A 23012-nucleotide genomic window follows, 5' to 3' on the forward strand; every position below is an offset into this window, starting at 1 on the left:
GACATCCAAAGACGCCGGCCGGGGTATTACTTAATTGGCACTGGCTTATCAAGCACCCTGTTGAGTTCTCAAAGAACAACCGCTACCCGGTTAACTGCCCCGGGGCACTCGCTCAACTTTACTAGGTCTTCCTGGCCGTGTCAACCGGTATCTCCCGGTTGGTGCCGATCTGCCCTAGCTTGCCTCCCCCGCCCTGAAGCGCGCAGCATCGCTGCGATCCGCAGTTCGAAGGATTTGGCAGAACGGCCGTCAAGCGAATCTCTCCGCTTGCCTCGCCCGTTTCCCTGCCGGCTCGCAAAACATTACAGGCTCGTTCCCGGGCCGCCAAATCGGGTACCACTGTCTCACGTATGCGCAGGTCAGCGTGGCTAAACGCTGACCGAGACCACTCCGCCGGACACCTCGACCCGCAGCAGCGGCTGATCACTGGCGGCCGGCCCGTGCACGACGCCACCGTCGGTAAGCCGGAAGACACTCCCGTGCCACGGACAGACCACACACGCCTCAGCGCCCGAGCCCACGACATCGCCCTCACCCAGCGGCCCCGTCTCGTGCCCGCATGCCTCGATCATCGCCGTCACCTGGTCGCCCAGCCGGTAGAAGAGCACGGGCACGTCCCCGACGTTCCGGACGAACGGCTTTCCCTCCGGCATCGAGGCGAGCGAACCGACCACGACAGGCGAGGAAGGGACCCGCATCAGCGCCGGCACCGCCTGATTGACGCCCGCTCCACGGGCGTACGACAAATGACCCCCGAGATAGGCACCCAGCCCAGCCACCGACAGACCGGCGAAGCTCAGCGCCCGCCCGGACCGCCCGCGCAAGCGGGCCACCAGCGAGGCCGCGTAGAGGCCGACCGCCACCGCGTTGGCCGAGGCGTGCACGAGACCGAGCCGCTGCCGGTCTTTCGCCATCTGAGACCAGTCGACCCAGCCCGCCGCGATCGCCGGCGGCGCGCCCGCCACCCCGACACCGACGAGGATGGTGGCGGCCCGGCGGGTTCCCGGCAGCAGGTCGAGGATCGCGGACGAGATGAACGCCCCCACCGGCACCTGCACCAGCACCGGGTGCAGGGGATGCCCCAGCCAGGTGCCGTGCAGGAGATCGCGGAGCCGCTGCGGCTTGACCGCGGCGCTCACGGCGGCCTGGAGCTTCTCCACCACGGGATCGAGGGAGCGGTTCTCTTCGAGCCGGTTGAGGATCTGCATGTGATGGCGGTTCCCGATAGAGGACGGGTGAAACGGGGTAACAGCCGTTCATGACGGCGGTGGACAGGCTTCAGCCCGGCGATCACGCCTGCCTGACCTTCAGCGAGACGGAGGAGCGGCTCGATCTGCTGGCCGCCTTCGTCACCGCCGGCATCCAGCGGGGTGAGCGGACGCTCTGCTTCACCGACGCGCTGAGCGTGGACGATCTTCACCACGATCTGCGACTTCGGGGCGTTCCGGACGAGGAGGAGATCCGGCCCGCCGGCGACCTCTGGGCCAGTGGCGCCTCACCCGACGCGTCGAACATGGTGCGGCGTCTCGCGGCGGAGCGCGACCGTTCCCCGCGCGGTCTGCGGGTCACCCTGGACATGTGCTGGGCCGCCCGCCCTCAGGCCGGGGCCGAGCAGCTGCTCGTCTTCGAGAACGAGGTGGCCAAGCTGTTCGCCGACGGCGGCATCACCGCCATCTGCGAATACGACCGGGAGGCGTTCGATTCGGTCACTTTGGCGTACGCCTCCAGGACGCACCCGAGAACGGTGACCGCCACCGTCTACCACGAGGACGCGACTCTCCGGATCTGCCGCCAGCACGTCCCGCCGGGCGTGCGGGTCGCCGGCGAGCTCGACGCCGGCGGGGCCGGTCCGCTGCGGGACGCGCTGGCCGAGGCCGTACGGCTGGACCCGGACGTACATCTCAACCTCGGCCAGCTGCGCCATCTGGACGACGACGCGGCCGCGGTGATCGTGCGGGCCGCCTCCGGTCTTCCCCGCAACCGGCACATGATCGTGGTCGGCGACCGCCGTACCGGCCGTGCGCTCCGGCTGGCCGGGGCGCACGGCGTGCCGAATCTGCGGCTACTGGAGAAGTCCCTCTAGCGCCGAGCCGATTCCACGGTGGAACGTCGGGTAGGCCCAGATGGTGCTGTGCAGGGTGGACACCGGAACGGACGCGTGCACGGCGACCGACAGCGCGCCGATCATCTCCCCGCCCGACGGCCCGGCCGTGGTGGCGCCGACGATCACCCCGTCGGCCGCGATGAGCTTGATGAAGCCGTCGTTGCCGGGCCCGTGGATGAAGCCACGGGACGTCGACGACAGCGGCACGTAGCCGACCCGCACGTCCAGACCGGCGTCGCGGGCCTGTTTCTCGGTGAGACCGACCGCGCCGATCTCCGGGTCGATGAAGGTGACCCGCGGCTTCGCGCGGTAGTCGGCGGGCGGGCCGCCCTGTCCGAGGATGTCGCGGACCGCGACGTCGGCCTCGTACATCGCCATGTGGGTGAAGGCCCCGTTGCCGGTGACGTCGCCGACGGCCCAGATCTTGTCGCCGGCTCGCAGCCATTCGTCCGTTTTCACGAAGCGCGCGGACGTGTCGACCCCCAGCGCCTCGAGGCCGGTCAGCCGGGCCGCCCGGCCCGTCGCCACCAGCAGTTTCTCCCCGGTGAGGGTCGAGCCGTCGTCGAGCGAGACAGTGAAACCGTCGTTGTAGGAGACCTGGGTCGCGTGCACGCCGGTCCGGATCGTCACCCCGTCGGCGGCCAGCGCCGTCGCCGCCACCTCGGACGACTCCGGCTCCTCCATGGCGAGCAGCCGGGCGCTCCCCTCGATGATCGTGACCTGGACGCCGAACCGGGCCAGCACCTGGGCCAGCTCGACCCCGATGGCGCCGCCGCCGAGCACCAGCAGCGTCGCGGGCAGCATCTCGAGCTCGACGACGTCGCGGTTGGTCCAGTACGGCGTGCCGGCCAGCCCGTCGATCGGCGGGATCACGGCCGCCGTGCCGGTGGCGATCACGATGCCGCGCGTGGCCTCGTACACCCGGTCGTCGACCCGAATCGTGTTCGGCCCGACGGCCTCGGCCGTGCCGCGCACGAAATGCCCGCCCTTGCCGATGAAGCGATCGACCGCGACCTTGTCGTTCCAGTCGTCGGTGGCGACCTCGCGGATGCGCTTCGCGACCGGCTGCCAGTCCGGGGTGACGGTCGCGACCCCGGCCAGCCCCGGGATGCGCCACGCCTCGGCGATCGCCGACCCGGCCCGCACCCTCATCTTCGTCGGCACGCATCCCCAGTACGGGCACTCGCCGCCGACCAGCGTGTTCTCCACCCCCACGACGTTCAGTCCGGCCGCGGCCAGGCGGCCCGCCGCCTCCTCGCCGCCGACTCCCAGTCCCATGACGACCACGTCGACCTGCTGAATCTCGCCCATGGCTCCACCTAAGCATCTGCGCGCGTTACCGTGCCCCGGATGGAGGGCTTGATCGCATCAGGTTTCGAGGCCGTCGCCGCGGCCTTCGCCACCGACCCCCGGGGCGGTTCCGCTTTGACCGTTCTTCGGCATGGCGAACCGGTGGTCGAGATCCACGAGGGCTGGCGGGACGCGGGACGCACCCAGCCCTGGACGGCCGACACGCTGGTCGATGTCTATTCGACCGGGAAGCCGGTCATCGCGGCGGCCGTCCTGCGGCTCGGCATCGATCTGGACAAACCGATGTCCGCTTACTGGCCGTCCTTCCAGGCCGAGGTTTCCGTACGGCAGGTGCTCTGCCACACCGCGGGACTGGCGTCGTTCCCGGTGCCGCGCCCGGTGTCGGCCTGGGCGGAGTGGGATCTGCTCTGCGCCGATCTGGCCGCGGCCACACCCGCCTGGGAACCGGGATCGGTGGCCGGGGAACACGCTTTGACGTACGGACATCTGCTCGGTGAATTGGTCCGCCTCGTCGATGGCCGGTCGCCCGCTCGTTTCGTACGGGAAGAATTCGGTCCTGATCTGCTCTATGACCTGACCCCGGACGAGCAGGACCGGTGCGCCGAGCTCGAATATTCGTCGCCGTCCTGGCTCGCGACGACGTTGGCGCGCTCGTCGATGCTGGCCAATCCGCCGGGCGCCTTCGACGTGGATGTGGTGAACAGTCCGCTCTGGCGTCAGGCGACGATCCCGGCCGTCAACCTGCACACCACGGCGACCGCCGTCGCACGGTTCTACGCTTTTTCGGCCGCCGACCTGCCCGTCCCTCAGTACACGGGCCCCGACCGGTTCATCGGCGAGGAGGTGACCTGGGGTTACGGCGTGCAGTTCGAGCCTGACGGCAGCTGGGGCCACGGCGGCACCGGAGGCTCCGCCGGCTGGTACGACCCGGCTCGCGGCCTGGCCGTCGGCTACGTCACCCGGCGCCTGGGCGACTTCGCCGCCGTCGACCGCATCGAAGCCGCCCTCGGCCACGCCGAAACCGCCCCCGGCCACGCCGAAACCGCCCCCGGCCACACCGAAACCGCCCCCGGCCACACCGAAACCGCCCCCGGCCACACCGAAACCGCCCTCGGCGACGCCGAACAGGCCCGGCACGACCTCTGAGCTCGGCCGGGGATCAGAATCCCGGATCGGCGCGGTCGGCGCGCATCCACGTCCGCAACTGCCGCAGGATCGGCTCGGTGATGCGGACGCCCTGGTTGGCCACGATGTCGAAGGGCGCGACATCGCGCGGCGAACCGCCGGTGAAGACGGCCACGAGGTTGCGGTGGCCCTCCCAGTTCAGCCACACCGGGCCGCCGCTCTGCCCCCGGGCCGCGTCCAGGTCGAAGGTCATCCGTGCCGGATCGAGCAGCCGGCCGGTGGACAGCCACTGCGTCGACCCCTGGTCCAGCCACTCCGGCATGTCGGGGATGTGGCCCGTGCAGGCCGCCAGATCGGCCGGCGTCGCCGATCCGCGCGGCGGCTGGTCACGGCACTTGTCGACCGGGTAGCCCGCGTGGTTGACCAGCACGTTCTCCCGGCGCAGCCGCCGCAGCACGTCGGCGTCGTAGGCCCGGATGCGCGTGGTGCCGCCGAAGCGGGGATGGCCCCACCAGCCCAGCGGCGGAGGCGGCAACGCCATCGTGACCACCGGAGGGAAGCGCGAGCCGAGCGGTGCGTCCAACGTCAGAAGGGCGAAATCACCCGCGGCCGGCCCGAAAACTCGCTGGGTGTTGCCATTTCGGGTCTGCCGGTTCGCCGCCGCCCGCCACAGAGGAGAAACGCGCATCCTCCGGACCGTGGAGGCGTGGCCGAGCAGTTGCCGGTCGTTCCGGGCCGGCGCGACCTGCATGTTGGCCGACCAGATGTAGCGCATGGGCAGCGGGGTGCGGTTCGAGTAGTCCTCGAGGACGTTGTGGGCGGCGGTCAGCACATGGCGTTCCCCGATGAGCGTTCCCGACCCGCGCACGAGGAACCGGCCGCCCGTGTGGGGATCCGCCACTTCCCAGCCGAGGCAGCAGACGAAGCGGAACGGCGTCCGCAGGGTATTCGTGACGAGGCTGCGCTGGTCGGGCAGGAAGATCTCGGTCTCCTGCCCGGCCCGAACACCGAGTCCGTTTCTCATGCCCTGTGGGCAGCAAGATGCGGACCAGCCCGCCGCTCCGCTAAGGCTCGAGATCGATGGCGGCTCGCATCTCGGCGTCCATGTGGAACGGGACCGACTCGTGCTCGTGGGTCACCAGCCAGCGGCCGTCGATGCGGCGCAGGCCCAAGGTGACCCGGTACCAGAGGGTGAACGGCTCCGTGCTGCCCTTCGGAGTGGCCGACATCGAGTCGATGCTGGTGGCGAACGCGACGTCGCCGTCGGCTGTGATCTCCAGTTGGGTCACCTCGCGGCGGGGTGGGGCCTCGAACGTGGCCAGCCACCGCTCGGTCGGGGCCGGGTCGGTGGTGTCGACGCGCGTGCTCAGCGGCGGCGCCAGGCTGAACTCGACCACCTCGGGGGCCGAGTAGGCCAGCATCGCCTTGACGTCGCCGGCCTGGAGCAGGGCGGCGCGGCGCTCGATGACCTCGCGGATCTCTTGCATGTTGGCCTCCTTGAAGGAAGAAATCTCGTCGGAGACGTCGAAGCCGGCGCCGTGGTTTCGACATCCTGGGCGAGGACGAATGGAGACGACCGATGAAATATCTGATCCTGATTCAGTCGAACCCGCGCAGCCTGGCCGTCTGGGACAAGATGTCCGACGACGATCGGACGGCGTTCGGCAAGGGGCACATGGACCTGAACGCGGAGATGCAGGAGGCGGGGGTGCACGTCGCCTCCGAAGGGCTGGCCGATCCGTCGCTGGCCAAGTGGGTGTCGGTGCGCGGCGGGGAGACGATCGTGTCCGACGGGCCTTACGCCGAGGTCAAGGAGCATCTGGCCGGCTTCTATCTGATCGACGTGGCGAGCATGGAGGAGGCCGCGGCCTGGGCCGCCAAGGTCCCGGACGCCGCCAACACCGAGGTCGAGGTGCGGCCGATCCTCGACATGAGCGCATGGGAATAGAGAGCGTTCTCCGCACTGCCGCGCCGCAGGCGCTGGGCGCGGTGGTGCGGCGCTACGGCGACTTCGACGCTTGCGAGGACGCTGTGCAGGAGGCGCTGCTCGCGGCGGCCCGGCAGTGGCCGGCCGAGGGGGTTCCCGACGATCCGCGGGCCTGGCTCATCCGGGTGGCGTCGCGGCGCCGCATCGAGACTCTGCGCAGTGATGAGGCCCGGCGCCGGCGGGAGGCGCTGCCTCCCGATCCCCTTCCGGTCGTACGCGGTGACGACGAGCTCACACTGCTCCTGCTCTGCTGCCACCCGGAGCTGACGCCCTCGTCGCAGATCGCGCTCACCTTGAGGGCGGTCGGCGGACTCACCACGGCCGAGATCGCCCGCGCTCTGCTGATTCCGGAAAGCACGGTCGGGCAGCGGATCAGCCGGGCGAAACGGCGCGTCAAACAGACCGGTGCCCGGTTCGTCGAGGGCAGTCCTGAGGCCGTACGCCAAGTGCTGTATTTGATCTTCAATGAGGGGCACACCGCGAGCGCGGGCCCGAAGCTGCAACGGGTCGAGCTCAGCACCGAGGCGATCCGCCTGACGCGGCAGCTGCACGCGCGGCTGCCGGACGATGGCGAGGTCACCGGGCTGCTCGCGTTGATGCTGCTCACCGACGCCCGCCGGCCGGCCCGGACCAACGACGGCGCTCTCGTGCCGCTGGCCGAGCAGGACCGGGCGAAATGGGACCGGGCGGCGATCGACGAGGGCATCCGCCTGATCACCGAGGCGCTGCGGGAGACCGCGGTCGGCCCGTTCCAGGTCCAGGCCGCCATCGCCGCCGTCCACGCCGAGGCGGCGAAGGCCGAGGACACCGACTGGCCGCAGATCCTCGAGCTCTACCGCCTGCTCGACGTGCTCGCGCCCGGACCGATGGTCACGCTGAACCGGATCGTGGCCCTGGCCGAGGTGGACGGGCCGCTCATCGCCCTGCGGGCGCTGGAGGACATCGCGCTGGACCATCACCGGGTGGCGGCGGTCCGCGCCCATCTGCTGGAGAAGGCCGGTGATCTCGTGGCGGCCGAGAAGGCGTACAGGGAAGCCGCCCGCCGGACCTTGAGCCTGCCGGAACGGCGCTATCTGGAGTCGCGGGCCTCGCATTTGCGGGTCGGCGAGGCATGAAAACCGGCCACGGCGGTAAGAAGGGCGGGGCCCGCCGGCCTTGACGTTATGACGGACGCAACCGGGCCGGCGGGCTCCGCTTTTACCCGCCCGGGCGTACCGGGCGGGGGTTCACGGCCGTAGCCAGACCGCCTCGTCCCGGTGCGACTCGAGCGGCCCTGGGTAGTCGAGGCCGCGGCGCACGTCCGCGGGCAACCGCCACGGCTGGTGGACCGCCACGCCCTCGATTCCCTTGAGCTCCGGTACGTAGCGACGAACGTACACGCCCGACGGATCGAAACGCTCCGCTTGGCGGATCGGATTGAAACGGCGGTAGGGCCGGGTGTCGTTGCCGGTGCCGGCCACCCACTGCCAATTGCCGGAATTGTTGGGCACGTCCCCGTCGAGCAGCCAGCGGAAGAACCACTGCACTCCCGGCCGCCAGTCGACGCCGAGATGCTTGGTCAGGAAGGCCGCGGTGATCAGCCGGGCCCGGTTGTGCATCCATCCCTCCGCCCGAAGCTGGCGCATCCCGGCGTCCACGATCGGCACGCCGGTAAGGCCATCCTTCCAGTGCTGGAGGGCGTCCGGATCATCCCGCCATGATGAGTCCGCGGCCGGGCGCATCGGCTTCACCGAGATCTCCGGGAAGGCCAGCGTGACCTGGTAGTAGAAGTCGCGCCAGCACAACTGCCGGACGTACGGCTCGTTCTCGCGCGCGGCGTTGGCCAGTTCGAGCGGCGACAGGCATCCGAAGCGCAGGTACGGGCTGAGCCGGCTCGTCCCGTCGGCCGGCATGTCGTCGTGCAGGTCGGCGTACGGCTCCAAATGGCGCAACCAAGTGGAAAGCCGCTTCCGGGCCTCGGTCTCCCCGCCCTCGGCGGCGTCCGGGGACTCGCCGTCGGGCAGCGACAGCAGACGGCCGACCGCGACGCCCTGAGGCAGAGTGATCTTCTCCGGCGCCGCCACCTCGTCGCGCCACTGTGCCGCCTGCCAGACCTTGAAGTACGGCGAGAAGACGCGGTACGACTGTCCGCCGCCGCCGGGCCGCAGCGCTCCCGGGTCGACCACGGTCAGACCGGGGAAGAGCCGCAGGGCGATCCGGTGCCGTTCACACTCGCGGCGCAGCCGCTCCTCGCGGCGGCGGGCGTAGCCGCTGACGTCGGCGGCCATCCCGATGCCCTCGGCGCCGACCGAGCGGGCCACCTCGATCGCCTCGGCCACCGGATCGCCCATGCGGACGACCAGGTCGCCACCGCGGGCCCGCAGCGTTTCGCGCAGATCGGCCAGGGCCTGGTGCAGGAAGCGCGTGCGGTTCGGGGAGAGCCTGCCGAGCGCCGGATCGAGCACGTAGAGGGGCACCACGTGTTCGGCGTTGGCACACGCGGCGGCCAGGGCGGGGTTGTCGTGCACCCGCAGGTCGCGGGTGAACAGGACGACGGCGGTCCGCATCAGGAAACCAGCTGCACGGGGGTGCCGGGGCGGGTGAGCAGGCTCCGCATCGCCACGGCGGCCCGGCGCCGGTTGGGCACGGTGGCCCGGCCGGCGAAGACGTCGTAGTCGGCCGCCTCGATCTCGGCCAGGATGCCGCCGTACAGGGCGAACGCCGTGCGCATGCACGCCTGCGAGGCCGGTTCGAGCATCGGGATGCCGAGCGCGGCCGCCGCATAGTGCTCCCGGGCGCGCTCCGTCTCGTACTTGATCAATGCTTTGACCGCCGGGGTCGACTGCCGTTTCTCCAGCGTGCGGCGGGTGACGCCGAACTCGGAGAGGTCTGACTCGGGCAGGTAGACGCGGCCCCGGTCGAGGTCCTCGGCGACGTCGCGGATGAAGTTCGTCAGCTGGAAGGCGAAGCCGAGCTGGCGGGCCGGCTCGCGGGCGGCGGCCGGATCGCTCGACCCGAGGATCGGCAGCATCATCGTGCCGATCACGGCGGCCGAGCCCTCCATGTAATCGAGCAGGTCGTCGTACGTCCCGTAGGACGTGACCGTGAGGTCCATCGCCATGCAGCGCAGGAACGTCGCGAAGTCGTCCACGTCGAGGTCGAAGACGGCGATGGTGTGCAGCACGGCCGGCAGCAGCGGATCGTCGACCGGCTCGCCGCGCAGGCCGGCCACGAACAGGTCGGACCATTCGGTCAGCAGCGCGGCCCGCTCGACCGGCGGCAGGTCCTCGGTGCGGTCGACGATCTCGTCGGCGTATCGGGTGAAGCCGTAGAGGGCGTGCACATGGCGGCGCTTCCAGGCGGGTAGGAGCCGGGTCGCCAGGTAGTAGGTGCGGCCGTGCTTCTTGTGCAGTTCGCGGCAGCGCTCATACGACGCGGCCAGATCTAGATCCACTTTTTCTCCCACTGAATCGACGCACGAATCGACGCAACCCTGAGGCTAGGGTACGGTAAATCTCGTGGCCAACGACACGCTCGAGGGAAACAGGCACCGCGGGATACCCCGCCAGGGCGCCACCCCCCACTCGCTCATCCACGCGATCCAGGGCACGCTGGCCGATTTCCTGGCCGCGCAGACCGCCTCGCTCGACTCGATCGACCCGGAGCTCGGCGGGTTCGCCCGCACGGCTCGTGACCTGGTGCTCGCCGGCGGCAAGCGGCTGCGCCCCGTCTTCGCCTACTGGGGCTGGCGCGGCGCCGTCGGTCCCGACGAGCCGATCGAGCCCGTGCTGCCGGCGTTCGCGGCGCTCGAGCTCATGCACACGTTCGCGCTGGTGCACGACGACGTCATGGACGAGTCCGACACCCGGCGCGGGCACCCGACGGCCCACCGCATCTTCGGCCGCCGCAACGGAGAGCGGTTCGGTTCCTCCGCCGCCATCCTGGTCGGCGACCTCTGCCTGGTCTGGGCCGACCAGTTGCTCGCCCGCGCCCGGGCCCCGCAGGGCGTCCGGACCGTCTACGACCGGATGCGCGTCGAAGCCATCGCCGGGCAATATCTCGACGTCCTCGGCGAGGCCGAGCCCGGATCGTGGTCGGTCGAGCGCGCGCTGCTCGTGGCCCGGCACAAGACCGCCAGCTACACCATCCAGCGGCCCCTGCAATTCGGCCTCGCTCTCTCCGGGCTCGCACACCCCGAGATCGATCTGGCGTACGGACGGTACGGCCTCGCCGTCGGCGAGGCGTTCCAACTGCGCGACGACCTGCTCGGTGTCTACGGCGATCCCTCGGTCACCGGCAAGCCCGCCGGTGACGACCTGCGGTCGGGCAAGCCGACAGCACTGCTGATGCTGGCCCGCCGCCTCGCCTCTCCCGCACAGCGAGAGGCCCTCGACCCCGCCGGAGCCGTCAACCCCGCCGACGGCTCCGGCGGGCTTACCGTCGATATTTCGGAAAAGGCGCAGGTGATCGCCGAGACCGGCGCCCCGGCCCGGCTCGAAGCGATGATCCAGGAGCGGGTCGCCGACGGCATCGCCGCGCTGGCCGGCGCTCCCCTCCACGAGGACGCGCGTGCCGCCCTCATCGAGCTTGCGGTGCGGGCTACGCACCGACCGGCATGATGTCCCCCATGCGAACCGTCACGGGCCCCACCGAGCGGGTGGTCGTCGTCGGCGCCGGCCTGGCCGGCCTCGCCTGCGCCCTTCATCTGGCCGCGGCCGGCCGCCAGGTCACCGTCGTCGAGCGCGAGCCGGTGCCGGGCGGGCGGGCCGGGCGGCTGAGCCTTCAGGGGTACGAGTTCGACACCGGCCCGACCGTGCTGACCATGCCCGAGCTGATCGAGGAACCTCTCGCAGCCGTGGGCGAGAAGCTGTCGGACTGGCTCGAGCTGACCCCGATCGACCCCGCCTACCGGGCCTACTACCCGGACGGGTCCACGTTGGACGTCAAGACCGACACGGTCCGGATGGCGGCCGAGATCTCCCGCGTCTGCGGCCCCCGCGAGGCCGACGGATATCTGCGGTTCGTCGACTTCGCGCGCCAGCTGTGGAAGCTCGAACGCGACCACTTCATCGACCGCAACCTCGACACCCCCGTCGACCTGGTCAACCTCAACCTGCTGAAACTGCTCGGCCTGGGCGGGTTCCGCCGGCTCCAGCCGAAGATCAACCAGTACTTCCGTGACCCTCGCACCCAGCGGATCTTCTCCTTCCAGGCGATGTACGCCGGATTGGCGCCCCAGGACGCGCTGGCCATCTACGCGGTCATCGCCTATCTCGACTCGGTCGCGGGCGTCTACTTCCCCAAGGGCGGCATGCACGCCGTCCCCAAGGCCCTGGCCGGAGCGGCCGAGAAACACGGCGTCGAGTTCCGGTACGACACCACGGTCACCGAGGTCACCACGGCACACGGCCGGGCCACCGGCGTGATCACCGCCGACGGCGAGCGCATCCCGGCCGACGTGGTCGTCCTCAACCCCGACCTGCCGATCGCGTCGCGCGACCTGCTGCCTCCCCGTCGGCAGCGCAAACTGACGTACTCGCCCTCCTGCGTGGTGCTGCACATCGGTTCCGACCGGAAGTACAGCAAGATCGCTCACCACAATATCCACTTCGGACATCAGTGGCGCGGCACCTTCGACGAGGTGATCCACAAGGGGCTGCTGATGAGCGACCCGTCGCTGCTGGTGACCAACCCCACCCACACCGACCCGTCGGCGGCGCCGGACGGCAAGCAGACCTACTACGTGCTCGCCCCAGCACCCAACCTCGAGGCCGGGCCGATGAACTGGCGGGGCGATCTCGCCGAGCGGTACGCCTCGTCGATGATCCGGACCCTGGAGCAGCGCGGCTACGTCGGCTTCGGCGACGGCATCGAGGTCCAGCGGATCATCACGCCGGCCGACTGGCTCGACCAGGGCATGGCGGCCGGCACCCCGTTCGCGGCGGCGCACACGTTCGCCCAGACCGGGCCGTTCCGGCCGTCCAACCTGCACCCGACCCTGCCGAACGTGGTCTTCACGGGCTCGGGAACGCAGCCGGGTGTGGGCGTACCGATGGTCCTGATCTCGGGGAAGCTGGCAGCCGGAAGGATCACGTCGTGACCGCGCGCGAGGACCACCTTGTCGAGCTGGTCGACGCCGAGGGCGAGGTGCTCGGGTCGACCACTGTCGAACAGGCGCATCGCGCGCCCGGCCAGCTGCACCGGGCGTTCTCGGTGTTCCTGCGGGACGAGTCCGGGAAGGTGCTGCTGCAACAGCGGGCGGCGGTGAAGACACGCTTCCCGCTCCGGTGGGCCAACACCTGCTGCGGGCATCCGGGGCCGGGTGAGGACCTCGCCGTGGCCGCGGGCCGGCGGCTCGGTGAGGAGCTGGGCCTGCCACCCGTCCCGCTGACCGAGGTGGGTGTGTACGCGTACTACGCGGAGGACCCGGCCACCGGGCGGGTCGAATACGAGTACGACCACGTGCTCCTGGGCGATCTGCCGGACGGCGCGCGGCCCGCACCCGACCCGTCCGAGGTCACCGACCTCCGGTGGGTCCCGGTGCCGGCCCTGCTCGACGAGCTGGGGGGCGACTCACGGGCGTACGCACCCTGGCTTCTCGGAGTGACCACCCGCCTGGCCGAACATCTCGGCGTCACGCCGTCATCCGCACCCACGCCCGCCTCGGAGCGGTCGGGTGGCCGTTGACGGACTGACCGCCGGAGCCGTGGCCCGCCGCCTGGGCGTGGCGGTCACGACCTTGAGGACCTGGCATCAGCGGTACGGCCTGGGGCCGTCCGCGCACGTGCCGGGCCACCATCGGCGGTACACCGAGGACGACCTGGACCGTCTGAAGGTCATGCAGCGGCTCATCGCACAGGGCGTGGCCCCGGCCGAGGCCGCGGCGTGGGCCCGGCGCGTCGATTCGCTGAGCATCACCGACTTCGCGGACGCGCCGGCCGCGGCTTTCTCCGCTCCCCGGAAGGATGGCGGCGGGCTGGCCATTCCCCTGGGCGCGGCATCGCCGGCCGCCCGCGGACTGGCCCGGGCCGCCATGCGCCTGGACGCCCCCGCGATGCGCGACATCCTCCAGGTCGCCATCGCCGAGAACGGGGTGGTCGAATCCTGGAACCACGTGGCGATGCCCGTCCTCATCGGCATCGGCGAACGCTACGAGGCGACGCGGCGCTTCGTGGAGGTCGAACACCTGATCTCCCGAACAGTCACCGAGGTGCTCGGGGCCGTACCCCGCCCACCGGCCACGGACCACCCACCGCAGATCCTCCTGGCCGCCGCCGACGAGGAACAGCACACGCTCCCGCTGGAGGCCCTGGCGGCCGCCCTGGCCGAGGCGGGCGTGTCCAGCCGCCTCCTGGGCGCCCGGGTGCCCAGGGACGCCCTGGCCGACGCGATCGCCCGTACCGGCCCCACGGTGGTCGTGCTGTGGTCACAGACCCCGCACACCGGCGATCCCGACCAACTGCTCCAGGTGCTCCACTCCCCGCACCCGCCACTGATGACCGCGGCCGCCGGCCCCGGCTGGCCCCACCCTCTGCCCGACAACGTGGCCCAGCTCACTGACCTCACTTCGGCCGTGCAAACCCTCGCAGCGGCCGCCCGCACATGAGTTTCCGCAGGTCACAAACGTGGCCGCCCCCAACGGGATACCGGTTTGGAGCCGGGGCGGTCGATCACGTATGCTTTCCAAGCCTCAAGCGGGGCCCGGTTGGGGTCTACGCCGCTGGTCATTGCAAACGGCGCAAAGCGAACGTGCAATACTAGCGGAGTTGCCCTCATCGTCTAGTGGCCCAGGACGCCGCCCTTTCAAGGCGGTAGCACGGGTTCGAATCCCGTTGGGGGCACTGGTAAGTCGGCAGTGTAAGGTATGCCGAGGCACCAGCCGGTAGGAAAGAAGTAAAGAGCAAGGTCCTGTGGAGCAGTTGGAGTGCTCGCCGCCCTGTCAAGGCGGAGGTCGCGGGTTCAAGTCCCGTCAGGACCGCAACACCCAAGGCCAGGTAGCTCAGTTGGTACGAGCGTCCGACTGAAAATCGGAAGGTCGGCGGTTCGACCCCGCCCCTGGCCACCAGGCCTCTCGCCGGGCTCTGAGCACCGTCCACCTGCGGAAACGCACGGTGGACGTTTTGCTTTCCGGCCCTTTTCGTTTGCTTCGCCCCTGACTCCGCGCCGGCTGCCCGGAAGGAACGGTGCCCGCGGCCAGGGGGAGGCCGCGGGCACCGGGGTGAAGAGGTTTTGAGGATCACGGGCACCAGCCCTGCCCGTGCGGGGGTTCCTCTCGGCCTCCTCGCTGTTTCCTCTTCCGCGAAGGTTCAGAATCGGTCGCGGCCCGAGTGGGTTGAGGATTGTGCCGGAACTGTTCCGTGCCGCCCCGCGTCCGAAGCTGTGCCGGCCACCGCCTCGGCGATCGTCGAGAAGCTGAAGGCGTCGGGCCTCGGGCTTACCCGGGTTGTCGTGCAGAACGAGGACACCGATCCGAACAACCTGCTGGGGCGACCCAACGGGTATGTCTCCCGCGCGTCCGGGGATCTGCCCGGCGGCGACGAAGCGGCCGACCAAGGGTCCGTCGATCGCGGGTTGGTCGTCGAGGTGTTCGAGACCGCCGCTCTGGCTCAGCGGCGCAGCGACTACATCCAGGGCCTGCAGAAGGACAGCCCGATTCTCGGCAGCGAATGGCATTACCGGACCGCTGACGGGAGCGGTCTCGTGCGAGTGTCCGGCCACGTCAAGCCGTCGTTGGCGAAGAAGGTTCAGGCCGCTGTCGCGAAGCTCTGAGACCGGTGCCCGCGGCCAGGGGGACGCCGCGGGCACCGGGGTGAGAAGGGCCGAGGATTACGGGCACCAGCCCTGCCCGTGACGGGCCTTCTCTGTGATCCCTCTTTCCGCGAAGGTTCAGAATCGGTCGGCGCGGCGGGTGGTTGAGGGATTGGGGTGGGCATTTCGCGCTTATTCGGGCTGGGGTCTGGGCCTTGATGGGGCGCCGCGCGGTCGACGAGAGTGTGTCCAGATCGGTGGGCAGCGGTTCGAGGAGGAACGCGGTGCTGACTTTCACCAATGCGGCGGAGCAGGCGGCCTGGACCATGGCGGAGGCCCTCAGCGACAAGGCCTTCGAGGCCATGCGGCTGGCCGAGGAGGCTCAGGAGAAATTCCGGGCCGGGCGGATGGCCATGCGTAAACAGTTCCGGGCCCGGGGCCTGTCCGACGTCGACGCGAGCATCCGCTGGAAGGGGACCGCGCAGGCGCAGGCCGCGTGGGCCGACCAGGAGTACTACATGGGGCAGGCGTCCATGTACAACGAGGCCGCCGCCGCGCAGTATGCGAAGGCCTTATATCTGAAGGGTCATTAGGCGGCCCGGTGGCGCAGCGTGGCCACCGTCGAGCCGGCCAGGGCCAGCAGGCAGTCGGGCAGCTGGCCGTCGGCGATCGCCGCGCCGAACAGGGCCTCGCCGGTCGGGATGTCGCCGTTGACGTAGGCGCTCACGAAACGGGCCACCCAGCGCTTGTCGTACCGCGCGTCGTCGATGCCGGGGAAGTCGAGGGTCCAGGCGCCGCCGGACGGGATCTGAGGTCCCACCATCGTGGCGGCCAGGCACCACGCCACGTCGTAGGCGCCGACGATGCCGTCGCGGTCGACGACGGCGTCGAACGTGCCGACCACTGCATCACTGTCGCCGGTCAGCGCACGCTGGAGCACGAGCGCCGCGTCGTCGAAGGCATGCTGTGGAACCTCGGTCACGTGAGAAAAGGTACGTGGATCGGTCAAGGTTCGCCCGCTGACATGGAAAAGTTCAGGCTCCGCGCAGCAGGCAGGTGATGCGCGCGGTGCACACGCGGTCGCCGCCCTCGTCGGTGATGACGATTTCGTACGTCGCCATCGTGCGTCCCCGGTGCACCGGCGTGGCGATGCCGGTGACGACTCCCGAGCGGGCCGCCTTGTGGTGGGTGGCGTTGATGTCGACGCCCACCGCGAACGGCCGGTCGACGCTCTGGCCGTGCATGACCGCGCCCACCGAGCCGAGCGTCTCGGCCAGCACGCAGGAAGCGCCGCCGTGCAGCAGGCCGTACGGCTGGGTGTTGCCCTCGACCGGCATGGTGCCGACGACCCGCTCGGCCGACGCCTCACTGAGCTGGATGCCCATCCGCGTGCCGAGGGTCCCGCCGCCACCTGTGGCGGAGAGGAGGTCCTGCACGCTGTCGGCAGCAATATCCATTCGATCCACGGTACCGGTGTGACCCGGCTCGCGGAGCTGTGACGTGAGCCCTACTCTCGTCAGGAGTCAACGAAGGGGAATCGCATGAGCGAGCCGCAGGAGATCGTCGAGACGCGCGGGAGCGACCGCGTCGACCTCATCGCGCAGGACGCGAACGGCGACGGCAAGACCGACGTCTGGGTGTCCGACACCGACGGCGACGGCAAGCCCGACCTCTACCAGTTCGACACGGACGGGGACGGCAAGGTCGACATCACCATGGTCGACCTGGACGAGGACGGCACCCCCGACACGATCGTGGACGGCGACGGCGGCCTGCCGCCCACGCCTTAGGCGCCGCCCAGCGCGGACAGGGCCACCCACAGGACGGCGATCGCCACCACCGTCGTGAGCACGGTCGACGCCGTGTGCCGCCACGACGTGGGCCCGGCGATCGCCTCCGGGTGGCCCAGGCCTTCGAGCACGGCCCGCTCCGACCGGATCACCGATGACCAGTGTCCGATTCCGGTCGCCGAGTCGCGGCTCAGTTCGACGCCCAGCCGTGCCTGGGCACGCTGCAGCCGGCGTACCGAAGCTTTGGCCTGTCCTGGCGCCTCCCGGCGGGCCGCCGCTCGCCGGGAGCCGGATCGCAGCGCGAAGAGCTCGGCCGAGGTGATCAGCGTGGGATCACGCAACGTGGCCAGCCGGGAAGCGTAGTAGTCGGCCTCCCGGTCGTGCAGGTGCCTCACCAGCCACAGGATCAGCAGCAGCGGCGGCAGGCCCTTGAGCAGGATCACGCCCAGCAACGCCAGGACGCCGTTGCCGAGGCCGTCGGTGAGCAGAGGCGAATTCCAGAGCACGTGCGCCGCCCAGGCCCCGAGAACGGCCAAAGTTGCTCGAACGGGGTCTCGGCGTACCACCAAATAGCCGACGCCGGCCCCCGCCAGCGCGCCGAACAGGGTGTGGCTCCAGACGCCGGAGAGAAATCCGCGCAGCAGGAACGTCGCGATCACCGGCTGGATCTGATCACCCTGCCCGGCCAGCGCGACCGCGCCCACCGCGAAGACGATGTCCTCGGCGATCTGGAAGCCGAGGCCGACCATGGCGCCGTAGACGACGCCGTCGAGCACGCTGTTGACCTGGGACCGGGCGATGAGCACGATCGCCACCACGCCGAGCGTCTTGGCGATCTCCTCGACCGTCGGGCCGGCGATCGCCGCTCCCCAGTCGGCCGCGAGGTGCGGCGAGCCGAGCTTCGCGACCAGGTTCTCCAGCGCCGCGCCGCCCGGGATCGACACCGTCGTGGCGACCAGACCGCCCCACGCGAACGCGATCACGCGCAGCCGGACCGGCTCGCGCTCGAGGAAGTCGAGCTCGGCGACGAAGAGCCAGAACGGGACGGCCAGCAGGGCGAAGAGCAACACCGAGGTCACGGTCGCTCGGGGGTACGTCGTGACGAACTTCCCGGCCAGCGAGGCCATCCGCACCGCGCCGATGCCGAGCAGGACCAGCACGATGCCGAAGGCGGGCGCCGACAGGCGGATCCGGCCGCTCGCCGGCCGCACGATGGAGGCGGTCACCGGCCCTCCCCGTCGTGGCGCAGGGTCCGGGTGCTCGCTTCGATCTGCGGCAGCGTGCGCCCGAGGTCGAGGTCGTTCCCGCTGATCGTGACCTCGATGGTGAGCCCGTCGCCGACGAAGACCGCGTACCGCCCGCCGCGCCCCGGCGCCGTATATCCACCCTGGACGCCGGACAGCCCGCCGGCCGTGCTGACCGCGAGCTGGGCGCCGGTCACCTGGTAACCGGCGGTGTTGGTGATTCGCTTACGCAGGCGGGAGGCCGCCGCGTCGAGGTCGCCGCGAAAGGGGCGTACGGCGATCGCGTATCGCACCGGGCCGAGCCGGAAGAGCGCGGTTCCCTCGTTCTCGCCGGGCCGGGTCTCGGTGACGTCGATCGTGGCTCCGGCCGGTGGCACCACACTGACTCCGGCGCCTACCTGGTACGGCTCGTCGGCGCTGACCGCGCGCTGGGCCGGCAGTGAGCGGTCGAGGGCGGGTAGCCCGTAGGCGAGCCCGGCCAGGGTGGCGACGACCCCCACGGCGCCGGCGAGATTCATCAGCTCACGCCGGGTGATCCGCCCCATGGCCCAACGCTAACGGCGGGTGAGCCATTGATCACTGTGGAGTCAGGGATATTACGGATTTGTCGGTTCTAGCAGGAGGTACGCCGACGGCACGGCATCGGTCAGCCAGACCCCGTTCTCGCTGCGGTGGAAGACGTGCCCGGCCGCTTCCATCTCCCCCGCGGCCACGCGCAACACCATCACGTCGTCCGAGCGCCGGCGGCCGACGACCAGCGCCGTCGGCACATCGGGCGACAGATGTACGTGATGACGGCTACCCGGCCGCAGGCCGTCACGCCGGATCGATTCCTCGTTCCGGCGGGGCGTGCCGTGGAAGAGCACTGCTGGCGGCGACGCGGGGGCCAGCCCGAGGTCGACGGCCACCCGGCGCGAGTGCCCCTGGTTGGCCCGGATCCACTCCGACCCGTCGGCGCGGCGCTCGATGGCGTACCGGGATTTCTCGTCGTTGGCCACGATCTCGTCCAGCTCGGCCCGGTCGATCGGCAACGCCGACAGCAGGTCGCCGACCGGCACCCACCCGTTCGGGTCGAGGGTCAGCCCCGCCGTCTCGGGCCGGTGCCGCAGCAGAAAGGCGATACGGCGGCCGACGCTCATCCCGCCAGCTCCAGGACCGCGATGTAGTAGGGCCGGTCGCCGTCGTCGACCGCCTTCAGCCGCCACGCCGTGCCCTGGACCAGCGCCTCCAGCTCCTCGACCGAGCAGTTCAGATAGTCGAACCACTCGGTGGCCAGCAGCCGGTAGCGCAGCCGCAGCCGCAACTGGCCGCCGAGCCGCCCGCGCTCGCGGTTCCGCTGGTGGTACGAGACGTGCACCGGGTCGGTGGTGCCGTACGGGTCGGTGCCCTGCGCGATGAGCCGCGCCCCCGGGTTGGCCAGCCGGGCCAGCGCCTCCAGGAAGACCGGCGCCCGTTGCGGCCCCTCGAGCAGCCCGAGGTTGTTGCCGAGCAGAAGGAAGGTGTCGTACCGGGCGCTGGCGGCGGCGTACGCGTCGATCGTGTTGATCACGGTGTCACGCAGGCCCCGGCGGCGGGCGATCTCGATGGCTCCCGGCGAGGTGTCCAACCCGGTCACCGCCATGCCGCGTTTCTGGAGCTCCACCGCCGTACGGCCGGCTCCGACCCCGATGTCGAGAACGTGCCCGCGGCAGAGTCGCAGGGCGCGGTGGTCATGCGGCTGCCAATCACCGGGCGCGGCCAGATAGTGATCGGCCGGGGCGCCGTTGATCAGGCCGTCGTCGCGCTCGATCACCTCGATCACCGGACGGGGCACGCGACCGCCCGCCAGGGGACGGGGCCCGACTCCGGTGTGTACCGCGTACGCGTCCCGGATCATCTCGCCGAAGACGTCGCCGATCGGTGGTTGTTCCATGGTGCTAACCCTTGGCGCACGACCGCCGGAGGGCAACTCGGTTCCGGTGAAATACGTCCGGCCGGGGCCGTCACGGCGGACGTACATCCTCGTTTCCAGGAGAAAGAGAACCTGATCAAGAAACGAGGAAGGGGCGATCGCCTTCCCCGACGTCGCCCCTTACAACGATCTTTCGTACCGACTGAGGTCGGTTCAGTCGCCCTGACGCTGCGTGGGAATCTGCCCCTGCAGCAGGGCGCGAACCTCCGACTCCCGGTAACGACGGTGGCCGCCCAGAGTGCGGATCGCACTCAGCTTGCCGGCCTTCGCCCACCGGGTGACGGTCTTCGGGTCGACACGGAACATCGACGCCACCTCTGCCGGCGTTAGTAGCGGCTCAGGATCGTGCGTACGCGATGCCATCGGTCACTCCTCCACAGGTACCTACGAACATCGGCCGGGGTCCCGCCGGCCGGTGCGTCTCTCATGGTCCGGCTAGTCCCCGATGTCCGACATGGGCCGAACGGACGAACGTCCCCAGATAGACGGATGAAGCATGCCCGATTTTTGCGTGTTTTCTACGCCAGATAGTGTCTCGTTTAGTCCGATTATCACGCTTCGGCCAGCAGTGATTACGAAGAGTATTCACTTCGGGAGCGTTCCCACGGACCGCGAAACCCGCCGGTCTGTCCCTATTTCCGCAGCTCAGTTGCAGCGCTCGAGGAGCTGGACGGCCCGCCACCGCTCGACGAGCTTCTCGTAGACCGCGGAGGCGTCGTCGGCGTCGCCGCGGGACAGGGCGGAAAGTCCGGCCGCCACCAGTCCGGGTGAATCGTCCGCCGCGAGGTCGTCATCCGGGAGAAGGTTGACGAGGCCGCCGTAGTCGAGCTCGACGATGGACCGCGGGTGGAACTCCTCCAGCCAGCGCGTGCCCTCCTCGACCGCCTCGGTGATCGGCGCGTCGCCCAGCGACTTGCGCAGCACCGCGACGGCGCGGTGCGCCCGCCGGCGGGCCTTCGAGATCTCCGTGCGGTAGCGCAGCGTGCGCCCCTCGGGGGTCAGCGAGAACTCCCGCTCCTCGAGGTCGACGAAGGCGAACCAGCGCAGCGGCACACCCCAGGTGGCGATCTGCTCGTGCACCCGCGGCACGCCGTGCTCCAGCACCTTGGCCCCGCTGCGCCAGTCCTCGACGATGGCCTTGGCCTGCCCGGCCAGCACCGGCGGCACGAAGGCGTCGGCCAGCACGCTGGGCACACCGTCGCGCGCGTTCAGCGCGGCCTCGGCCACGCGCAGGCGCAGGTTCCAGGGGCAGACCAGCAGAGAGTCACCCCACTGCAGCACGTACGCCTCGTCGGGCAGGTCGGGCAGCCGGGTCCAGCCGGCGCCGAGCGCCTCGAGCACCGCCGTGCGCTGCCGGACCGGGCCGTCGACCGGCCCGAGATCGCGCCCCTCCCGGGCGTAGCGCCGCCAGAAGACCTGGCGGTCACGGTCGAACGCGGTCAGCGGCTCGTAAACCCGTAGGTACGACGCGAACAGTGACGGCACGGCGGAAGTCTTTCACGAAATCGGCCGAGCGGAACTTCCCGCGCGGACGTAATCCCGACCGGGGCGTCACGACTAGGCTCGCAAATGTCCGGCCCACCCCCGCCGGGACAACCGGTCCCACGAGGGCCACAACAAAAGAATCAGGAGAACAGCCATGGGCGTGTTCGACACCGACGGCACCGACGCCACCGGTCACGAACAGGTCGTCTTCTGCCAGGACAGGCAGACCGGCCTCAAGGCGATCATCGGGATCTACTCGACGGCCCTCGGGCCGGCGCTCGGTGGCACCCGGTTCTATCCGTACGAGAGCGAGGCGGACGCGCTGGCGGACGTGCTGAAGCTCTCCCGCGGGATGGCCTACAAGAACGCTCTCGCCGGCCTCGACCTGGGCGGCGGCAAGGCGGTCATCTGGGGCGACCCGGCCCGCGCCAAGTCCGAGGGCCTGCTGCGGGCGTACGGGCGCTTCGTCGAGTCGCTGCACGGCCGCTACTACACGGCCTGCGACGTCGGCACCTACGTGCCGGACATGGACGTCATCGCCCGCGAGACCAGATATGTGACCGGCCGCAGCCTGGAGCACGGCGGCGCCGGCGACTCCTCGATCCTCACCGCCTGGGGCGTCTTCCAGGGCATGCGGGCCGCCGCCGAGCACGCCTGGGGCCGCCCGACCCTGGCCGGGCGCACGGTCGGCATCGCCGGCCTCGGCAAGGTCGGCAAATATCTGGCCGGCCACCTCGTCGAGGACGGCGCCGCGGTCATCGCCACCGACGTGAACGAGGCCGCCCTCAGCTGGGCCCGCACCACCTATCCCCAGATCGAGCTCGTGGCCGACACCCAGGCCCTGATCACCAGCGACCTCGACGTCTACGCGCCGTGCGCGCTGGGCGGCGCCCTCGACGACGACACCGTGTCCGCGCTGCGGGCCAAGGTCGTCACCGGCGGCGCCAACAACCAGCTGGCCCACCCCGGCATCGAGAAGACCCTTGCCGAACGGGGCATCCTCTACGCGCCCGACTACCTCGTGAACGCCGGTGGCGTGATCCAGGTGGCCGACGAGATCGAGGGCTTCAACTTCGAGCGGGCCAAGCTGCGCGCCACCGGCATCTTCGACACGACCCGCCGGATCCTCCAGCTCGCCGACTCCGAGGGCGTCTCGCCCGCGGTCGCGGCCGACCGTCTGGCCGAGCAGCGGATGGCCGAGGTCGGCCGTCTGCGGTCCATCTACCTGGGCTGAGGCCAGTCGAACCGGTCGAAATGGGAGCGGTTTCGTGCCTGCCGCGCGTCCTCG

At 70.4% G+C, this 23012-nt stretch carries 26 protein-coding genes and 3 tRNA genes; 15 read left to right on the forward strand and 14 right to left on the reverse strand.

Annotation, left to right across the window (positions count from 1 at the left end; all coding sequences use genetic code 11):
- Positions 1 to 368: 368 nt before the first annotated feature.
- The gene (locus tag ACFY36_RS46910; protein WP_499752428.1) at positions 369 to 1208 is read right to left on the reverse strand and encodes a Rieske (2Fe-2S) protein; all 840 of its coding nucleotides are present in this window, start codon (positions 1206 to 1208) and stop codon (positions 369 to 371) included.
- Between the two features lie 50 nt (positions 1209 to 1258).
- On the opposite strand from ACFY36_RS46910, the gene ACFY36_RS46915 reads away from it, so the two are divergent.
- The gene (locus tag ACFY36_RS46915; protein WP_499752429.1) at positions 1259 to 2083 is read left to right on the forward strand and encodes an MEDS domain-containing protein; all 825 of its coding nucleotides are present in this window, start codon (positions 1259 to 1261) and stop codon (positions 2081 to 2083) included.
- Here ACFY36_RS46915 and ACFY36_RS46920 read toward each other — a convergent pair.
- Positions 2063 to 3415, reverse strand: coding sequence for a dihydrolipoyl dehydrogenase family protein (locus ACFY36_RS46920; RefSeq protein ID WP_499752430.1), 1353 nt, complete (start codon positions 3413 to 3415; stop codon positions 2063 to 2065). The two genes, ACFY36_RS46915 and ACFY36_RS46920, sit on opposite strands and share 21 nt — an antisense overlap.
- Before the next feature lie 39 nt (positions 3416 to 3454).
- Between ACFY36_RS46920 and ACFY36_RS46925 the strand changes: the two genes are divergently transcribed.
- Positions 3455 to 4561, forward strand: coding sequence for a serine hydrolase domain-containing protein (locus tag ACFY36_RS46925; protein WP_499752431.1), 1107 nt, complete (start codon positions 3455 to 3457; stop codon positions 4559 to 4561).
- A gap of 13 nt (positions 4562 to 4574) precedes the next feature.
- Here ACFY36_RS46925 and ACFY36_RS46930 read toward each other — a convergent pair whose 3' ends face one another.
- Positions 4575 to 5564, reverse strand: a complete 990-nt coding sequence (locus ACFY36_RS46930; RefSeq protein WP_499752432.1) for a trypsin-like serine peptidase — start codon at positions 5562 to 5564, stop codon at positions 4575 to 4577.
- Positions 5565 to 5604: 40 nt separating this feature from the next.
- A complete protein-coding gene (locus ACFY36_RS46935; protein WP_499752433.1) occupies positions 5605 to 6027 on the reverse strand; it encodes a nuclear transport factor 2 family protein in 423 nt (140 codons plus the stop codon).
- A 92-nt stretch (positions 6028 to 6119) separates the two neighbouring features.
- On the opposite strand from ACFY36_RS46935, the gene ACFY36_RS46940 reads away from it, so the two are divergent.
- Both ACFY36_RS46940 and ACFY36_RS46945 read left to right on the forward strand, forming a co-directional pair.
- Positions 6120 to 6488: a YciI family protein gene (locus ACFY36_RS46940; protein ID WP_499752434.1), complete on the forward strand. Its 369-nt coding sequence runs from the start codon at positions 6120 to 6122 to the stop codon at positions 6486 to 6488.
- Positions 6479 to 7642, forward strand: coding sequence for an RNA polymerase sigma factor (locus tag ACFY36_RS46945; RefSeq protein WP_499752435.1), 1164 nt, complete (start codon positions 6479 to 6481; stop codon positions 7640 to 7642). The genes ACFY36_RS46940 and ACFY36_RS46945 overlap by 10 nt, the downstream gene beginning before the upstream one ends.
- 111 nt (positions 7643 to 7753) lie before the next feature.
- Here the strand turns inward: ACFY36_RS46945 and ACFY36_RS46950 are convergent, their stop codons facing one another.
- Both ACFY36_RS46950 and ACFY36_RS46955 read right to left on the reverse strand, forming a co-directional pair.
- Entirely contained in the window at positions 7754 to 9073 is a 1320-nt protein-coding gene (locus ACFY36_RS46950; RefSeq protein ID WP_499752436.1) for a cryptochrome/photolyase family protein, read from the reverse strand.
- Entirely contained in the window at positions 9073 to 9960 is an 888-nt protein-coding gene (locus ACFY36_RS46955; protein ID WP_499752437.1) for a phytoene/squalene synthase family protein, read from the reverse strand. Before ACFY36_RS46955 ends, ACFY36_RS46950 begins: the two co-directional genes overlap by 1 nt.
- Positions 9961 to 10024: 64 nt before the next feature.
- Here ACFY36_RS46955 and ACFY36_RS46960 point away from each other — a divergent pair, with 64 nt between their 5' ends.
- The 9 genes from ACFY36_RS46960 (at position 10025) to ACFY36_RS47000 (ending at position 15847) form a co-directional block, all read left to right on the forward strand.
- Entirely contained in the window at positions 10025 to 11125 is a 1101-nt protein-coding gene (locus tag ACFY36_RS46960) for a polyprenyl synthetase family protein (RefSeq protein WP_499752438.1), read from the forward strand.
- Positions 11126 to 11133: 8 nt separating this feature from the next.
- A complete protein-coding gene (gene crtI, locus ACFY36_RS46965) occupies positions 11134 to 12606 on the forward strand; it encodes a phytoene desaturase family protein (RefSeq protein WP_499752439.1) in 1473 nt (490 codons plus the stop codon).
- Positions 12603 to 13193: an isopentenyl-diphosphate Delta-isomerase gene (gene idi / locus ACFY36_RS46970; protein WP_499752440.1), complete on the forward strand. Its 591-nt coding sequence runs from the start codon at positions 12603 to 12605 to the stop codon at positions 13191 to 13193. The genes crtI and idi overlap by 4 nt, the downstream gene beginning before the upstream one ends.
- Positions 13183 to 14112, forward strand: a complete 930-nt coding sequence (locus ACFY36_RS46975) for a MerR family transcriptional regulator (RefSeq protein ID WP_499752441.1) — start codon at positions 13183 to 13185, stop codon at positions 14110 to 14112. Before idi ends, ACFY36_RS46975 begins: the two co-directional genes overlap by 11 nt.
- Positions 14113 to 14274: 162 nt before the next feature.
- Positions 14275 to 14347, forward strand: a tRNA-Glu gene (locus ACFY36_RS46980).
- Between the two features lie 63 nt (positions 14348 to 14410).
- Positions 14411 to 14484 (forward strand) — tRNA-Asp (locus tag ACFY36_RS46985).
- 10 nt (positions 14485 to 14494) lie between these two features.
- Positions 14495 to 14571 (forward strand) — tRNA-Phe (locus ACFY36_RS46990).
- A gap of 314 nt (positions 14572 to 14885) precedes the next feature.
- Positions 14886 to 15275 carry a hypothetical protein gene (locus ACFY36_RS46995; protein ID WP_499752442.1) on the forward strand — a complete coding sequence of 130 codons (390 nt, stop codon included), beginning with the start codon at positions 14886 to 14888 and terminating at the stop codon, positions 15273 to 15275.
- 263 nt (positions 15276 to 15538) lie between these two features.
- Entirely contained in the window at positions 15539 to 15847 is a 309-nt protein-coding gene (locus tag ACFY36_RS47000; RefSeq protein WP_499752443.1) for a hypothetical protein, read from the forward strand.
- Here the strand turns inward: ACFY36_RS47000 and ACFY36_RS47005 are convergent.
- Entirely contained in the window at positions 15844 to 16236 is a 393-nt protein-coding gene (locus ACFY36_RS47005) for a hypothetical protein (protein ID WP_498693661.1), read from the reverse strand. The genes ACFY36_RS47000 and ACFY36_RS47005 overlap by 4 nt on opposite strands.
- 52 nt (positions 16237 to 16288) lie before the next feature.
- On the reverse strand, positions 16289 to 16711 hold the full coding sequence (locus tag ACFY36_RS47010; protein ID WP_498656284.1) for a PaaI family thioesterase: 423 nt from the start codon (positions 16709 to 16711) through the stop codon (positions 16289 to 16291).
- A gap of 84 nt (positions 16712 to 16795) precedes the next feature.
- Here ACFY36_RS47010 and ACFY36_RS47015 point away from each other — a divergent pair, with 84 nt between their 5' ends.
- Positions 16796 to 17044: a hypothetical protein gene (locus tag ACFY36_RS47015; protein WP_499752444.1), complete on the forward strand. Its 249-nt coding sequence runs from the start codon at positions 16796 to 16798 to the stop codon at positions 17042 to 17044.
- On the opposite strand, the gene ACFY36_RS47020 is transcribed toward ACFY36_RS47015, so the two are convergent.
- The 6 genes from ACFY36_RS47020 to ACFY36_RS47045 all read right to left on the reverse strand — a co-directional run bounded on the left by ACFY36_RS47020 (position 17041) and on the right by ACFY36_RS47045 (position 21724).
- Positions 17041 to 18270: a PrsW family intramembrane metalloprotease gene (locus tag ACFY36_RS47020; protein ID WP_499752445.1), complete on the reverse strand. Its 1230-nt coding sequence runs from the start codon at positions 18268 to 18270 to the stop codon at positions 17041 to 17043. The two genes, ACFY36_RS47015 and ACFY36_RS47020, sit on opposite strands and share 4 nt — an antisense overlap.
- Positions 18267 to 18833 (reverse strand): hypothetical protein, encoded by a 567-nt coding sequence (locus tag ACFY36_RS47025; RefSeq protein WP_499752446.1) that lies wholly within the window; start codon positions 18831 to 18833, stop codon positions 18267 to 18269. Before ACFY36_RS47025 ends, ACFY36_RS47020 begins: the two co-directional genes overlap by 4 nt.
- Positions 18834 to 18884: 51 nt before the next feature.
- Positions 18885 to 19427, reverse strand: coding sequence for an RNA 2'-phosphotransferase (locus ACFY36_RS47030; protein ID WP_499752447.1), 543 nt, complete (start codon positions 19425 to 19427; stop codon positions 18885 to 18887).
- The gene (locus ACFY36_RS47035; protein WP_499752448.1) at positions 19424 to 20200 is read right to left on the reverse strand and encodes a class I SAM-dependent methyltransferase; all 777 of its coding nucleotides are present in this window, start codon (positions 20198 to 20200) and stop codon (positions 19424 to 19426) included. The genes ACFY36_RS47030 and ACFY36_RS47035 overlap by 4 nt, the downstream gene beginning before the upstream one ends.
- A 192-nt stretch (positions 20201 to 20392) precedes the next feature.
- Positions 20393 to 20602 (reverse strand): BldC family transcriptional regulator, encoded by a 210-nt coding sequence (locus tag ACFY36_RS47040; RefSeq protein WP_014687221.1) that lies wholly within the window; start codon positions 20600 to 20602, stop codon positions 20393 to 20395.
- 282 nt (positions 20603 to 20884) lie between these two features.
- Complete coding sequence (locus ACFY36_RS47045) at positions 20885 to 21724, reverse strand: DUF8083 family protein (protein ID WP_498656278.1); 840 nt, start codon at positions 21722 to 21724, stop codon at positions 20885 to 20887.
- Positions 21725 to 21878: 154 nt separating this feature from the next.
- On the opposite strand from ACFY36_RS47045, the gene ACFY36_RS47050 reads away from it, so the two are divergent.
- Positions 21879 to 22958 (forward strand): Glu/Leu/Phe/Val family dehydrogenase, encoded by a 1080-nt coding sequence (locus ACFY36_RS47050; RefSeq protein ID WP_499752449.1) that lies wholly within the window; start codon positions 21879 to 21881, stop codon positions 22956 to 22958.
- The last annotated feature ends 54 nt before the right edge of the window (positions 22959 to 23012 follow it).

The organism is Actinoplanes sp. NPDC000266, assembly GCF_042899005.1.
GTDB lineage: Bacteria > Actinomycetota > Actinomycetes > Mycobacteriales > Micromonosporaceae > Actinoplanes.

Excerpts from the sequence above, each read along its gene's own strand:
- ACFY36_RS47010 (WP_498656284.1), bottom strand. The coding sequence starts at position 16,711 with ATGGATATTGCTGCCGACAGCGTGCAGGACCTCCTCTCCGCCACAGGT.
- ACFY36_RS46920 (WP_499752430.1), bottom strand. The coding sequence starts at position 3,415 with ATGGGCGAGATTCAGCAGGTCGACGTGGTCGTCATGGGACTGGGAGTC.
- ACFY36_RS46945 (WP_499752435.1), top strand. The coding sequence starts at position 6,479 with ATGGGAATAGAGAGCGTTCTCCGCACTGCCGCGCCGCAGGCGCTGGGC.
- ACFY36_RS46950 (WP_499752436.1), bottom strand. The coding sequence starts at position 9,073 with ATGCGGACCGCCGTCGTCCTGTTCACCCGCGACCTGCGGGTGCACGAC.
- ACFY36_RS47030 (WP_499752447.1), bottom strand. The coding sequence starts at position 19,427 with ATGAGCGTCGGCCGCCGTATCGCCTTTCTGCTGCGGCACCGGCCCGAG.
- ACFY36_RS46940 (WP_499752434.1), top strand. The coding sequence starts at position 6,120 with ATGAAATATCTGATCCTGATTCAGTCGAACCCGCGCAGCCTGGCCGTC.
- ACFY36_RS47050 (WP_499752449.1), top strand. The coding sequence starts at position 21,879 with ATGGGCGTGTTCGACACCGACGGCACCGACGCCACCGGTCACGAACAG.
- ACFY36_RS47025 (WP_499752446.1), bottom strand. The coding sequence starts at position 18,833 with ATGGGGCGGATCACCCGGCGTGAGCTGATGAATCTCGCCGGCGCCGTG.
- ACFY36_RS46935 (WP_499752433.1), bottom strand. The coding sequence starts at position 6,027 with ATGCAAGAGATCCGCGAGGTCATCGAGCGCCGCGCCGCCCTGCTCCAG.
- ACFY36_RS46930 (WP_499752432.1), bottom strand. The coding sequence starts at position 5,564 with ATGAGAAACGGACTCGGTGTTCGGGCCGGGCAGGAGACCGAGATCTTC.
- ACFY36_RS46925 (WP_499752431.1), top strand. The coding sequence starts at position 3,455 with ATGGAGGGCTTGATCGCATCAGGTTTCGAGGCCGTCGCCGCGGCCTTC.
- ACFY36_RS47040 (WP_014687221.1), bottom strand. The coding sequence starts at position 20,602 with ATGGCATCGCGTACGCACGATCCTGAGCCGCTACTAACGCCGGCAGAG.
- ACFY36_RS46915 (WP_499752429.1), top strand. The coding sequence starts at position 1,259 with ATGACGGCGGTGGACAGGCTTCAGCCCGGCGATCACGCCTGCCTGACC.
- ACFY36_RS46910 (WP_499752428.1), bottom strand. The coding sequence starts at position 1,208 with ATGCAGATCCTCAACCGGCTCGAAGAGAACCGCTCCCTCGATCCCGTG.
- ACFY36_RS47035 (WP_499752448.1), bottom strand. The coding sequence starts at position 20,200 with ATGGAACAACCACCGATCGGCGACGTCTTCGGCGAGATGATCCGGGAC.
- crtI (WP_499752439.1), top strand. The coding sequence starts at position 11,134 with ATGCGAACCGTCACGGGCCCCACCGAGCGGGTGGTCGTCGTCGGCGCC.
- ACFY36_RS47015 (WP_499752444.1), top strand. The coding sequence starts at position 16,796 with ATGAGCGAGCCGCAGGAGATCGTCGAGACGCGCGGGAGCGACCGCGTC.